The sequence below is a fragment of the Dendronalium phyllosphericum CENA369 genome (assembly GCF_016056275.1).
Taxonomy (GTDB): Bacteria; Cyanobacteriota; Cyanobacteriia; order Cyanobacteriales; family Nostocaceae; genus Dendronalium; species Dendronalium phyllosphericum.
Genome location: NZ_JAECZA010000109.1, coordinates 3,216 through 16,214, shown reverse-complemented (window position 1 = coordinate 16,214; position 12,999 = coordinate 3,216). Strand labels below are relative to the sequence as shown.

Sequence of the window (12,999 nt, the reverse complement as noted above, 5' to 3'; positions counted from 1 at the left end):
CCCCTTATCCCCAGAGGGGACCCCACCTTCCCCTTTTCCCGATTTCTGCAAGAGGTCTAATTTGTTGATGTATTACTCCTAGCAAGCTCTAGTAGTTCTTGGCGGTTCAAAAATAGCAAAAAAATTTAGCGATACACAAAAAAGAAAAAAGCAGATGAGCAAAACACGCAAGTTCCGTTTAGGTGCATTCATTCAAGCCACCGGACATCATGTTTCCGCTTGGCGACATCCTGATTCACAAGCAGATGCTGGTTTGAATTTCGAGCATTACAAAGAAATTACTCAGACTGCCCAACGTGGCTTGTTCGATGCAGTTTTTTTGGCGGACAGTCCAGGAGTTTGGGGTGACACTCCAGAAACTCAAAGACGCAATGGCAAACTAGTCCATTTTGAGCCAGTCACCCTCTTTTCGGCTTTGTCCTCGGTGACTCAAAATATCGGCTTCATTGCCACTGCTTCAACTACATACGAAGAACCCTACACTCTCGCACGTAAGTTTGCCTCCTTAGACTACTTGAGTAAAGGTCGGGCAGGGTGGAATGTAGTTACTACAGGTAATGAAAATGCCGCAGCTAATTTCGGTCTTGAGCATCACCCAGAACACAGCCAGCGTTACGAACGTGCTGAAGAGTTTGTGGAAGTAGTGAAAGGATTGTGGGATAGCTGGGAAGACGATGCTTTCATCCGTGACAGAGAATCTGGGGTCTATTTCGATCCGAATAAACTACATATACTTAACCACAAGGGCAAGCATTTTTCTGTCAAAGGCCCTTTGAATGTCGGTCGTCCGCCTCAAGGCTATCCAGTCATCGTTCAGGCTGGAGCTTCCGAATCTGGGCGTGACTTAGCTGCACGAACTGCCGAGGTGATTTTCACCGCCAATCAAACCCTAGCCGATGCCCAGGAATTTTATGCTGATGTCAAAGGTAGGCTGGCAAAATATGGCCGCTCTCCAGACGATCTTAAAATCATGCCTGGAGCTTTCCCAATCATTGGCCGTACCGAATCAGAAGCTCAAGAGAAGTACGAATTTCTGCAATCGTTGATTCATTCCGATGTCGCTTGGGGCATTTTAAAGAACTATTACAAAGGTGTCGATCTATTGAAATATTCTTTAGATGACATAGCTCCCGAACTGCCCAGCGACACCAACACTAACAAGAGTCGTCTGAAATTAGTCAAGGATTTGGCGACTCGTAGCACTCTGACGCTGCGTCAGTTGTATCTCGCTCTTGCTACCGCAAGAGGTCATCGCACTATAGTTGGTACTCCTGAAAGTATTGCTGACCAGCTAGAAGAATGGTTTCAAAACGGTGCAGCAGATGGTTTTAATATCATGCCACCAATCCTACCTACAGGATTAGATGATTTCGTTAACTTAGTTGTTCCGATTCTCCAGAAACGCGGACTGTTCCGTACCGAATACGAGGGCAGTACCTTGCGGGAAAATTTGGGATTGCGTCGTCCGAGTAATCGTTTTGCTACCAAACAAGTAAATGAGAGGTTAGTTTTGGCGTAAATAAAATTGATAAGCTAATGCACACTAAAAAAGCGGTGGTCGTTGACTGTCAACGGTCAACAGTCTAATCAAATCAATGTGCAATTTTTCTGTGGAACAGCTTACCAATTTGCCAAAGCGCTCAGAATTCGCTGAGTCTGCGTAAGTCTTAGTAAATGAATTTTCACGGATGGTTAAGCCATACCTTATAAAGTGCAACTTCTGTAGATCGCCTCCGGTTTGAAGCAGACCTGATGCGCTACAGCAACCTGCAAATAGTAGCCAACAGCTTGGCACAAATGCTGGATACAAACTAACCAGCACCATTGGATGCTCTAAAAAACCTGTGATTTTTTGAAGGAAAAAAACATGACTGAATATAGCCGATTGAAGACCTCGCCCTCCGCCGCAGTCAGAGCCACCCTTGATTATCCGATAATCGACACCGATGTTCACACCAATGATTTCACTCCAGCTCTTGAGGATTACATCGCTAATTATGGCGGTGCAAAACTTGTAGACGAATTACGCAAGGCGGAAGCTTCTCGTCTCAACTCTAAGAGTAATGGTAAAGACTGGTATCAACAAACTCCTGAAGAACGTCATAACAACCGGACAATTAGATCGCCTTGGTGGGCTAGAGTCACCCGCAACACTTTGGATCTCGCCACTTATACTCTTCCCGAACTGTTCTACGAGCGTCAGGCAGAACAAGGGTCAGACTATTCGGTGCTGTTTCCCAACAACGTCCTCGCCCCAGCGGGAGCAAGTCAAGAGAACCGTCAAGCACTACAACGTGCGGTCAATCACTATCATGCCGATATCTACCGGAAATATAGCGATCGCCTGACACCGGTAGCTGGTATCCCCATGACTAATCCCCAAGAAGCGATCGAAGAGCTAGAGTTTGCCGTTAAAACACTGGGATTGAAAGTAATTAATATTCCTGGTGGTGTGAAACGACCAATTAAGGCGATCGCAGATAAGTATCCAGCAAATAAATTTCCCGAAATCGCCAAATATGCTTCTTACATAGACTTCTACGGATTGGATAGCGAATACGACTACGATCCTTTCTGGGCTAAAGTCGTGGAATTGGGTGTGCCCGTTACTACCCATTATGGTAGTCAAGGTTGGACTGGACGCTCTTCCATCAGTAACTACATGAACAACCACATCGGTCACTTCGCCGATGGCTCGCAGGCATTTGCTAAAGCGTTGTTCTTTGGCGGTGTTACCAAGCGTTTTCCCAACTTGCGCGTCGGAATGCTCGAAGGTGGTGCAGATTGGGGCGCTCACGTTTATATTCACTTGGTCGATCGCTTCTCCAAGCGCAATCTCAAGGGACTGCAAAACTACAACCCAGACCTAACAAATTCTGATGAGTTGTTCGAGTTGTTTGAGCGTTTCGGTGGTGAAATTACTCAAGGGTATTCGCTCAACAAAGAGGAATTGACCAAGAGCGTACTCGGTTCTTCGTTCAGCCGTCATAGCCGTGCGCCAATTGGTAGCGAACTAGAAGACTTTGCCGCCGCAGGCATTGAACAAATTGAAGATATCCGCGATCGCTGGGTCAACAATTTCTTCTTTGGTTCTGAGTCTGATGACCGCACGATTGCAGCAGCATTCAACGACAAAGCCAATCCCTTGGGTGTGAAAATCAATGCCATCTATTCCTCGGATGTTGGTCATTGGGATGTACCCGATCTCACCTCACCCTTAGCTGAAAGCTGGGATCTGGTGAAAGAAGGCGTGATTTCCGAAGCTGACTTTAAGTCCTATGTATTCGCTAATCCCTACAAGTTTTACACTCAAGCCAACCCTGATTTCTTTAAAGGCACGGCGATTGAATCCAAAGTAGGTAACATCGAATCCCCACAAGTAGACAAGAGTTTAGTTGTAGCGTAAAAGGGGAAGGGGAAGGAGTAAAAGTTCTTCCCCTTACTGAATTTGCTTTTGGATGAACTATACAACGCTTTGCAGCAGAGGTAGCTTTAGGCAGGCTTACATTCATCTGTTGAAATCTCAAGTTGATATTTTTTGACTGTTTAAATCAGAAAAATTTAGTTTTGATAAAAAAATTTTGATAACACTACCAAACGATCTATGACTCTTGAGCAATGGACTACGGTCGATCGTTACCTCACCGATATGCTTGTCCCAACGGACTCCGCACTGGATACCACGCTCCAATCCAGCGCCTTGGCCGGACTGCCGCCGCACAACGTTTCACCTCTTCAGGGCAAGCTGCTGTTATTGTTGGCGCAAATCCAGAGGGCGCGCAATATTCTAGAGATTGGCACGCTGGGCGGCTACAGCACGATCTGGCTTGCACGGGCGTTACCCGCTGACGGTAGCTTGATCGCATTGGAGGCTGACCCAAAACACGCCTCGGTCGCCCGCTCCAACATCGCGCAGGCTGGTCTGTCCGACGTTGTTGAGTTGCGCCTAGGTCGGGCGCTAGATACACTACCGCAGCTTGCAGCCGAGGGGCGTGGCCCATTTGACCTGATTTTTATTGATGCCGACAAGTCGAACAATCCGGATTACTTTGTGTGGGCGCTTAAACTTTCTCGTCGTGGTAGTCTGATTATCGCTGATAACGTTGTGCGTAATGGAGCGGTGGTTGATGCCGCCACCAGCGATAAGAGTGTCCAAGGAGTGCGCCGCTTCAACGAGTTGCTTGCTACTGAGTCGCGTGTGAGTGCCACAGTGATTCAGACTGTGGGTAGCAAAGGGTACGATGGCTTTGCACTCGCGCTTGTTACCGACGACTAGTAGATTGTGTTTTTCGGATCGTTTATCTATCAGGATGGTTTTAAGCATCGGAGCGCAGTCATTTTAAAACATCCTCTAAGTAATTTTCCTTTCTTTGCAAGTATGACTAGATTATTCAACACCCAACGCCGTCGTTTTATCAAGCTTGGTACGGCAAGCTTGTTAGGTTTATCAACATCATTTGCCCTTGGTAGTTGTAATACCAATACTCAGCAAGCAAAAATATCTGCTACTACAACAACAAATGCGTCAGCTAGCAATGGGATTAAAACTAATGTGCTGCGTATTGGCTACCAACAAGCTGGTGATTTAGTCAGAGTATCTGGTGTTTTAGAAAAACGCCTAGAACCCTTGGGAGTAAAAATAGAGTGGCTGCAATTTGCCCAAGGACCGCAACTAATGGAAGGAATGAATGTCGGTAAAATCGATTTAGGATCTGTAGGTGACACTCCACCTATTTTTGCCCAAGCAGCAGGAGCCAACATTGTTTATGTTGTCGGTCGCAGTCCTGCAACAGGAAAAGGAAGTGCGATCGCAGTTCCTCCAGAATCGCCACTCAAAGAGTTAAAGGACATCAAAGGACAAAAGGTAAACTTTCAAAAAGGGTCTGCTTCACACTATTTAATTCTGCGCGCTTTAGATGAAGCCGATTTGAAATACGAAGATATTCAAGTTATAAGTATGCCCAGTGTAGAAGCTCGTGATGCGTTTCTTCAAGGGCGAATTCCTGTGATTGTATTTGGCGATCCACACCTGGCGATCGCAGAAAAACAAGGTAGAGTTCGCGTTCTCCGTACCGGAGAAGGTCTAGATTCTCCTGGTGGATACTATGTTGCTGGACGTAAATTTGCCACAGAAAATTCCGAACTGTTGCGAATTGTTATTGAAGAAATACAAAAAATCGGCAAGTGGGCAGAAGAACATCCTCAAGAGACGGCAAAACTGCTTGCACCTAAAACAAAACTTGCTTTGGATATACAAGAAAAGGTAGTTCGCCGTGGCAGCTTTCAATTAAGTCCAATGGATGCTAACCGCATCAAGGAACAACAACGAGTCATCGATTATTTTTATAAAAATGGTTTGTTACCCAAACCTCTCAATATTCAAGAAACATTGCTGACTCCCGAACAATATGCGGCGATTACACCAGCATCTATCATTAGTCAGCGATAATATTAACTTCTTTTCAAAATAAAATGCACTGGTACAGGAGCTAGTTCAAAAATTTCTAGCTTTAAAAGTTTTGGGCGAATATAATTCACTACTATACAGGCGAAGTCCCTGACGCTCGTTCGCTCTTAGCGTCTCCCTTTGGGAGAAGACTCGCTAACGCAATCGACGGGAACCGCCCTTCGGGTGACGCTCCTGCGTTGCTAACGCTCTTGCTAACACCACTTTGCCAGACGCTACGCGAACGACGCAAAGCGCCAAGACGACAAGTGGACTCACCAAGAATGCGACCCCCTCACCGCCTACGCGGACTAACGAAAAACCAAGGTTTTGAAACCCACGTTCGCTTTTGGCGTTACCGAGGGGTAGGTGGGTTTTGTCTGTATAGCCAAGCCAGTGCAGTCTTGGGGGTTTCCATGCCACTTGACGGCAGTTGCTACCCTGCGGGAAGCCGCAGAAGCGTCTACAAGTCGTGCAAAGCCGCCCAACGCACTGCCTCCTTTATGCCGGGGAACCCATCCACCCTTCGGGTTCAGCAGTCCCCCAGACGCTCGTTCCGACGCTCGTTCGCTCTTAGCGTCTCCCTTTGGGAGAAGACTCGCTAACGCTTCGCTATCGCTAACGCTGCGCTAACGACGAGAACCGCTCCTGTTGAGGGCTGCTTCACCGCAGTGGCTCCCCATGAGCAACTGGCGCGCGATTTCTCATCGCTGGGGCTGGTATTAATTTAGACTTTTCAAACAACCTCTAAGGTGCTACTTTTTCCCGAAACTGCTTACCAGGAGAAAATGCAGGCACTCTGGTAGCTGGAATAGTTATTGTCTCCTTAGTTTTGGGATTACGCCCTTCACGTTCGGAGCGTTCCCGTCGCTCGAATGAGCCAAACCCAACGAGCGTTACCTTATCCCCATTAGCGACAGCCTCGGTAACGACTGACAAAAAAGCACTAATTATTTCATCGGCTTGTTTTTTTGTAATATTGACCTTTGCTGCGACAGCATCTACTAATTCACCTTTGTTCATAAATTACCTCGAATAGATTACTATTACTTCTATTTCTTTGTCTGTTATACCCATAGGAATATTAATGTGCAAAATGCCGTCAGCCCTAACATGAGACATAACTTAATACTCGACATTATCCTTTTTTCCAAATTATTAAGTATTAAGTAAGCCTAAGTTATAATTTATTATAATTTCTATTTGATTGCGTGAGAAAATTTATTACGCCTCTATTCCTTCTATCCGAAAACAAATTTATTCAAGTTTATTTTTCGGGATATCAAGTATAGTAAATTTGGGTAAAAGTCTTTCTTAGGTGTGATGAATTAAAAGGTTAGCTCTAATGAAATATACTAGCTAAACTTGCAACCATAATTAATAATTCATCTAGCTCGAATGGTTTTGATAAGTACATTTTCAAACCTGTAAGTAGCGATCGCCTTCGGTCTTCTTCTTTAGCACGAACAGAAAGAGCGATCGCAAATCTTGTCGAACTCTCAGACGAACAACATATTGTCAGTGAGTTACAGTCCTCTGCCATTGGAAATAATAACCGAGGTAGAGGTAATAAAAAAAACTTTTTAGTAGCCTAGAGGTACTCAAGAAATTTACAAATTTATCAATGGTATATCAAGGCGTAATTTTGGATGTAGATGGGACACTTGTTCTCAGTAATGATGCTCATGCTCAAGCTTGGGAAGAAGCATTTGCTTTTTTTGGCTACCAAGTAAAGTTCGAGCAAGTGCGACCGCTGATTGGTATGGGAGGCGACCAAATCATTCCTAAATTTGCGCCAGAGCTTTCGGATCGACAAGGACAAGGCAAAAAAATTGCCGATCGACGCAAAGAACTGATCCTCACGAAGTTTGCAACAAATCTGGCTCCTGCCACTGGTGCGCGCGAACTAATATTGAAGATGCTATCTGTTGGGTTGCGTTTAATCATTGCTAGTTCGGCAACAAGTCAAGAACTTTCAGTATTGCTAAAAGCGGCGCAAATTGAGGACTTACTCAGTCAAGATGAGGCCACAACATCTGATGATGCTGAAGTTTCCAAACCAGATCCAGGTATTGTCGAAGCTGCTTTGAGTAAGCTGAATATACAACCATCACAAGTAGTGATGCTAGGCGATACTCCTTTTGATATTCAGTCTGCAAATAAAGCTAGTGTTGGCGTAATTGCGTTTCGTTGCGGTGGTTTTGATGATAGTCAATTAAAGGATGCGATCGCCATTTATAACGATCCGGCTGACTTGTTAACACACTACGACAGTTCGCCATTGGCAAGCGAAGCAACAACCAGGATTTAACAATTTCAAAAGCGATCGAGAAGTAAAAATTTAACTTGCTATTTTATCGTGCGACTTCCACTATATAAGAGGTCGGCAGATATAACATATAGTAGGTATTAGATGAGTAGTAAGCTTAAAAAGTGTAAATGCTTTTGTATTTAAGTGCTTTGTAATTCCTTGCTTCTTTGATATCCATATTTAGCTGCAAACAGTTGTCTGACTAGTTTAATGTAAATTGCAAGAAACTTCTCGATTATTATGACTGTTGAAATTAACAGAGAAAACGACAAATTCCAGGCAAGCGATAGTATAAAGATAAATCAACAAACAGAAAACGAAAAAGTACTATGTTCTCATTGTCAGCGCACTGCTACTAACGGTATTAAATGTAAAGGAATTTGTGTGGCTGATAATGATTACTAAATAGATAGCACCCACTAGCTACATAGTATTTCTGCCTTGGCGTTGTGGGTGCATTTATGTTGTTCGTAAACATATTGACTTGGTGGTGTGATATGATGTCCGCCTAATTACTTATCAAAAAACTCTCCGCATCCCCGCGTCTTTGTATCAGTCCTAATGATAAGTCTTCAACCGCACATGATATGACAATGGCACTGGTTGAATTCAATCGGAGCCACTTTTGCTCGCTATACTTGCTTTATGATATTTATCAGAATGGCACGCTCGTTATCGGCAAATCCACTATTCATAAAGATGAGCGGGTGTAGGGTGTAGTGAGTCAGAGATTTATTTGTGTCCGTACTCATATTTACTTTTCTTGATTTTTCCCTACACCCCGCACCCTACCCCCAACACCCTGCCCAAACGAGGTTTCACGTTTTCTTAGTGCCATTGGTATTTAGCGAATAGTCAATTCAAACGTATATTTAGGACTAGTTAACTGATAAGGCTGTGCAACGATAACTTTGTAATCACCCGTTGATGTGGCAGTGAATCGATCGTCTTGTGGATCTACGAATGATTCCCCATTTGGTTTGACAAAGGTGAACCCGGAAAGTCCTTCCTCGTTGTTCTTACCATCAGCGCGATCGCCATTCCAAGTTACTAATGCAATTATCGTTTGACCTTTACGGGCATGAAAAATATAAGTATCTTTTTTACCTAAACTTACTGAGCTTTTGATAACAGTAGATTTACTTCCAGGTGAAAACTTGATGCGATGAACAGCCTCTTTCTTTGGCTTGGCTGCAAGTAAGACAAAATTATTATTCAGTTGTGCAAATGCTGGGGTTTGATACATTGCATATCCACCAAGCAAACTAGCTGCCCCTATTGTCGAGACTATCAAACGTTTGTTAAAAAATTTAAACATAGTTTATTGCTCAAAAAAACTTGCGATTTGTTAAATAGAAAAATTAGTTGTAAGTAGTTGCTCTCATAATTATTACAGTCTTGATGTTGTCGATTTCGGAAGTATGCAAAACTTTATTTGTAATTGAAAGTCGAGAGCGATTTGAGAAGGTTTACGTAACAAACCAATGGTACGAAGTTAAAACAAAATTGAAGAAGAATTCAGGGGTCAGAATCAATTAATGGGGGATTGAAACTCGCCACTAGATGATGTTGAGCTAGCGATCGCTTCTGTTAAAAGAGCTAAGATGTCCTCAAATGCTACAAGTTTACATATGAACCGCCTCCGCTTCCTCAACTAATTACATAGGTGACAGTCATGCTGTATGTGTCCTGGATACTGTCAACTATTTGACACAAGACTGTCATAAAATTGCCAAAACTTTACAGTAAATATCCGTATATAACCAATAAACAAGGGTTATTACCCTCTACAGACATTTTTTGCAATCTTTTACTTAACAACTAAATTAGGAGTTTGTTCAAGTGAGCCAATTTTTTTACAAAAGCTTAATGGGGTTAGCAGGTATATCATTTTTGCTTGGTGCTGCTCAATCAGCAATAGCTTTAGTACCCAATAATGTTGCTGTGATTGCGAACAGTGGCTCGACAAATACCATTGGCTACCGCATCTATGTCTCACCTACGGGAGAAGCTAATTATGTAGATGGTAAAGGTTCCGGACAAGGTAAACTGCCTGAAAAATTAATTAAAAAATTTTTCCATAATTTGAAAGTTGCCGAACCATTATCAAGCTTGCCTGTTAAACAAGGTTGTGTCAAATCTACTTCTTTTGGTACAACTACAACAATTAGTCTGGGTGGACAGCAGTCTCAAGACATTAGTTGTCCTGGTAATCAAAAAGCTCAAAAGTTAGATACAGACATTATTGCAATTGCCAAAATTTTAAAAGTTGTGAATGTTCCTAAAAATCAAGGAAAACCATTACCACCGCAAAACTTTTAGTCGCTTTGAATAATTGAGTCGTTACTCAAGTCAAAAAAATCGAATCCCTAGGCTCTTACCAGGAATGAAAACAAGAGCCTAAGCTAAAACGCATTTAATTTTCAGAAATACTCAAAGTGATTGTTGACTGCTGACTGTCAACAATCAACTTTGGTCAATGTGCAATTTAAAAGCGTAACAGCTTAACAGCAGAAGCGTTGCTCTCTTGTCGCTTAACCTGTCAGAGCGCACTGCTTCCCCCTATCTACGGTATTTTTTTGACCTTAAGTAGTCAGGAGTGTTTTTAGTCTTTAGAGCGTACCTTAAAGGAGGAACATTTTTTATTACGTATCTCTTAAAATTATTTAATTTACCATTTGCGTATCATCTCTCATTACTTTTGATAAATCTACTGTTGCTTCTTAAAATAAGGTCAAGGAATTTTTATGTTAGGAATTGATGTAGCGGCTCAAGATGGTAGGGTAGATTGGACAGCGGTGAAAAACTCTGGTAAAATATTTGCTTTTGTGAAAGCTACAGAAGGCGCTACCGTTAAAGATACGGCTTTTACTCATCACTGGCAAACTATGAAAGCTGTAGGAATCATCCGCGGAGCTTATCATTTCTTTCACCCGCACACGTCCGACCCAGTTGTACAAGCTCAAGAATTTTTAGCAACTATTGGCAAATTGGAGCCGGGAGACTTACCACCAGTATTAGATATAGAAGTGACTGATAATATCAGCAACAAAAAAGTTGTGATTGATGCAGCCAAACGATGGTTGGCAAAAGTAGAGGAAACACTTTTACAACAAACTGGAAAAGCTATAAAACCAATTGTTTATACTTACCCTGGCTTTTGGAATGAGCTTGGCAATCCTATTGATTTTGCTGGTTATCCATTATGGATTGCCCACTATGATAAACCCCAACCAAATGTTCCTAGTACTTGGCACGGGGAATATCTCATCCATCAATATAAAGGTGATGTATCTGGTGTAACTGGTGTCAGTGGTAAAGCTGATTTAAATCGTTTTAAAGAGTTGCAAAAAGGGGATTCTGGGTTACGGGTTAAACAACTACAACAGCAATTGGCAAATATTGGCTTATATACAGATGATATTGATGGAAATTTCTCACCAGCAGTTGAGGACGCTGTGTCTAGTTTTCAATCATCTAAAGGATTGCAAGTAGATGGGATTGTGGGTATTAAAACTTGGGTTTCTCTACTATGGATTTAGTAAGAGTTGACAAAGTATCTATCTGCGTATTAAAGATGAAAAAACCCCTCTCCAAACCTCCCTTCTTCCATGAGAGAGGCTTCAAAAGCCTGCTTTTTCGTTGGTAACTAGAGATATTTAAGCCCCTCTCCGATGCAGAGAGGGGTTAGGGAGAAGTTCATCGAAATCATCTTAACTGAATTTGATATGACTACTATGCCAAGCTTGATAAAGCTCCTGATACGTTATATTTTCAGCACAGTACCACATCTTTTTCTAACGTAGAAATAGCGATCGCACTTTCTGGTAATGTACGCTAAAAAAGCATAACTACTCGTGGTGGTCGTTGACTGTTAACTGTGGAACGCCAGTTGCTTCAACGGGGGAACCCCCGCAACGCACTGGCTCCTGTCAACGAACAATGGTCAATAGTCTAATCAAGCAAAACAGGGAAAGCTCCGCCTCCGGTCAATGTGCAATTTTTATATCAATACCTTAGCCAATTTACGAGGCTTCAACGCCTGTGGAAAGGGGATGAATACGTCCCAAAGAAGTGAGCTTGGCAAAAATTTGGGCTAATAAAATAGGCTCAGGCTTTTGAGGAAGTATTTTTAACATTTCACGGACATATCGAAAACCACGGTAGTAAGCTTTCAGGTCAATAATGCCAGAATCAGGATTATGTTTACGGAAATCAGCCAAAAGATGATGGGATAAATTAACCATGAAGAAGGCAAGATTAGCCGCATTAGTCACAGCAGTCTGGCTCAAATTCATAAAATCCTCTAAACCCCAAAATTGCTTGGCATCACGGAAGTTAAATTCGATTTGAAAACGGAGTTTGTAGTAATCTATTATTTTGTCAAATGATAAATCTAAGTCACTAGAAAAAAGAGTGACATGGCTGCAAGCATTGTTTTTGAGATTGGTTTTAACCAGAATCACTACATTGAGAGCCTGGGCAAATTCTTTGTGAAGGAGAGTGGCTTGATAAATATCGGTTTGAATTTCATCCTCAATCTCACTCTTACAGAAATATTTGTTAGGTATGTTACGATAGTCCAGCTTCTGCGCGTATTTACGTCGGGAGCGTTTCTGGGATTCAGAATGTTCATAAGGGACGTATAATGCTGAGTCATAGCGTAATTTAGAAATTATGTGCAAGTTAACTTGTCTTGCCATCTGCAAAGCATTGTTGTTACCGAAATGACCATCTACTACCAAGTATGTCAAGGGGATAAAGTTAGCTATTAGCTTAAATAGTGAGTTAATCATCTTTTTAATTAGTAACAGTTCAGATGTTAATATCACTTCGGTTTTAGTTTTATTCTTACTACCTTTTGGTCGTCCCCTTCCACGTTTTTCTTTAGGTTTGATTTCCTTAATTGGTAAGGTACTATTTACCTGAGTATTACTTTTGATTATCTGTTCTATCCCAATAGGAAATGATTGTCTTCTTTCCACACTTACTAATGACACTACGAAGAAAGATAAACCTTCAATTGGTTTGCTAACCAGACTAGAAAAAAATTTGTCTACCCCGTAAGTTTGTTTACCCGATTTACTTATTACAACTTCATCTCCCGCCAGTAAATATACTTCATTCTTCCGCCACAAATGTTTACGAAAAAATATCCAAAACAGCGTCGCCCAAGGTATTACTGTATGAAAGAACCTCAACATTGTTCGATAACTACCACCCATTTCTGCCCACCGGGATA

Annotated in this window: 14 protein-coding genes; 8 read left to right on the top strand and 6 right to left on the bottom strand. The window is 42.3% G+C overall.

Features of this window, described 5'->3' with window-relative positions:
- Positions 1-154 precede the first annotated feature (154 nt).
- From I8752_RS19610 to I8752_RS19595, 4 genes are all read left to right on the top strand, one after another.
- Positions 155-1,519, top strand: coding sequence for an LLM class flavin-dependent oxidoreductase (locus tag I8752_RS19610; protein ID WP_214433975.1), 1,365 nt, complete (start codon positions 155-157; stop codon positions 1,517-1,519).
- A gap of 348 nt (positions 1,520-1,867) precedes the next feature.
- A complete protein-coding gene (locus I8752_RS19605; protein ID WP_214433974.1) occupies positions 1,868-3,406 on the top strand; it encodes an amidohydrolase family protein in 1,539 nt (512 codons plus the stop codon).
- A 198-nt stretch (positions 3,407-3,604) separates the two neighbouring features.
- A complete protein-coding gene (locus I8752_RS19600; RefSeq protein ID WP_214433973.1) occupies positions 3,605-4,276 on the top strand; it encodes an O-methyltransferase in 672 nt (223 codons plus the stop codon).
- A gap of 102 nt (positions 4,277-4,378) precedes the next feature.
- On the top strand, positions 4,379-5,449 hold the full coding sequence (locus tag I8752_RS19595) for an aliphatic sulfonate ABC transporter substrate-binding protein (RefSeq protein ID WP_214433972.1): 1,071 nt from the start codon (positions 4,379-4,381) through the stop codon (positions 5,447-5,449).
- Between the two features lie 153 nt (positions 5,450-5,602).
- Here I8752_RS19595 and I8752_RS19590 read toward each other — a convergent pair whose 3' ends face one another.
- Complete coding sequence (locus I8752_RS19590) at positions 5,603-5,869, bottom strand: hypothetical protein (protein ID WP_214433971.1); 267 nt, start codon at positions 5,867-5,869, stop codon at positions 5,603-5,605.
- Between I8752_RS19590 and I8752_RS19585 the strand changes: the two genes are divergently transcribed.
- Positions 5,870-6,079 carry a hypothetical protein gene (locus I8752_RS19585; RefSeq protein ID WP_214433970.1) on the top strand — a complete coding sequence of 70 codons (210 nt, stop codon included), beginning with the start codon at positions 5,870-5,872 and terminating at the stop codon, positions 6,077-6,079.
- Between the two features lie 114 nt (positions 6,080-6,193).
- Here the strand turns inward: I8752_RS19585 and I8752_RS19580 are convergent, their stop codons facing one another.
- On the bottom strand, positions 6,194-6,469 hold the full coding sequence (locus I8752_RS19580) for an HU family DNA-binding protein (RefSeq protein ID WP_214433969.1): 276 nt from the start codon (positions 6,467-6,469) through the stop codon (positions 6,194-6,196).
- Between the two features lie 319 nt (positions 6,470-6,788).
- Positions 6,789-6,989: a response regulator gene (locus I8752_RS19575; RefSeq protein WP_214433968.1), complete on the bottom strand. Its 201-nt coding sequence runs from the start codon at positions 6,987-6,989 to the stop codon at positions 6,789-6,791.
- Between the two features lie 81 nt (positions 6,990-7,070).
- Between I8752_RS19575 and I8752_RS19570 the strand changes: the two genes are divergently transcribed.
- Complete coding sequence (locus I8752_RS19570; RefSeq protein WP_214433967.1) at positions 7,071-7,757, top strand: HAD family hydrolase; 687 nt, start codon at positions 7,071-7,073, stop codon at positions 7,755-7,757.
- 844 nt (positions 7,758-8,601) lie between these two features.
- On the opposite strand, the gene I8752_RS19565 is transcribed toward I8752_RS19570, so the two are convergent.
- Positions 8,602-9,075: a hypothetical protein gene (locus I8752_RS19565; RefSeq protein ID WP_214433966.1), complete on the bottom strand. Its 474-nt coding sequence runs from the start codon at positions 9,073-9,075 to the stop codon at positions 8,602-8,604.
- A 524-nt stretch (positions 9,076-9,599) separates the two neighbouring features.
- On the opposite strand from I8752_RS19565, the gene I8752_RS19560 reads away from it, so the two are divergent.
- Positions 9,600-10,079, top strand: a complete 480-nt coding sequence (locus tag I8752_RS19560) for a hypothetical protein (protein ID WP_214433965.1) — start codon at positions 9,600-9,602, stop codon at positions 10,077-10,079.
- A 425-nt stretch (positions 10,080-10,504) separates the two neighbouring features.
- Positions 10,505-11,299 (top strand): GH25 family lysozyme, encoded by a 795-nt coding sequence (locus I8752_RS19555; protein WP_214433964.1) that lies wholly within the window; start codon positions 10,505-10,507, stop codon positions 11,297-11,299.
- A gap of 171 nt (positions 11,300-11,470) precedes the next feature.
- On the opposite strand, the gene I8752_RS38635 is transcribed toward I8752_RS19555, so the two are convergent.
- Positions 11,471-11,548 carry a hypothetical protein gene (locus tag I8752_RS38635; protein ID WP_404827107.1) on the bottom strand — a complete coding sequence of 26 codons (78 nt, stop codon included), beginning with the start codon at positions 11,546-11,548 and terminating at the stop codon, positions 11,471-11,473.
- 234 nt (positions 11,549-11,782) lie between these two features.
- Positions 11,783-12,999, bottom strand: a 1,217-nt coding sequence (locus I8752_RS19550) for a transposase (protein WP_214433963.1), incomplete at its 5' end; no start/stop codon positions are given.

Excerpts from the sequence above, each read along its gene's own strand:
- I8752_RS19610 (WP_214433975.1), top strand. The coding sequence starts at position 155 with ATGAGCAAAACACGCAAGTTCCGTTTAGGTGCATTCATTCAAGCCACC.
- I8752_RS19605 (WP_214433974.1), top strand. The coding sequence starts at position 1,868 with ATGACTGAATATAGCCGATTGAAGACCTCGCCCTCCGCCGCAGTCAGA.
- I8752_RS19600 (WP_214433973.1), top strand. The coding sequence starts at position 3,605 with ATGACTCTTGAGCAATGGACTACGGTCGATCGTTACCTCACCGATATG.
- I8752_RS19595 (WP_214433972.1), top strand. The coding sequence starts at position 4,379 with ATGACTAGATTATTCAACACCCAACGCCGTCGTTTTATCAAGCTTGGT.
- I8752_RS19580 (WP_214433969.1), bottom strand. The coding sequence starts at position 6,469 with ATGAACAAAGGTGAATTAGTAGATGCTGTCGCAGCAAAGGTCAATATT.
- I8752_RS19575 (WP_214433968.1), bottom strand. The coding sequence starts at position 6,989 with ATGGCAGAGGACTGTAACTCACTGACAATATGTTGTTCGTCTGAGAGT.
- I8752_RS19570 (WP_214433967.1), top strand. The coding sequence starts at position 7,071 with ATGGTATATCAAGGCGTAATTTTGGATGTAGATGGGACACTTGTTCTC.
- I8752_RS19565 (WP_214433966.1), bottom strand. The coding sequence starts at position 9,075 with ATGTTTAAATTTTTTAACAAACGTTTGATAGTCTCGACAATAGGGGCA.
- I8752_RS19555 (WP_214433964.1), top strand. The coding sequence starts at position 10,505 with ATGTTAGGAATTGATGTAGCGGCTCAAGATGGTAGGGTAGATTGGACA.
- I8752_RS38635 (WP_404827107.1), bottom strand. The coding sequence starts at position 11,548 with ATGTGGTACTGTGCTGAAAATATAACGTATCAGGAGCTTTATCAAGCT.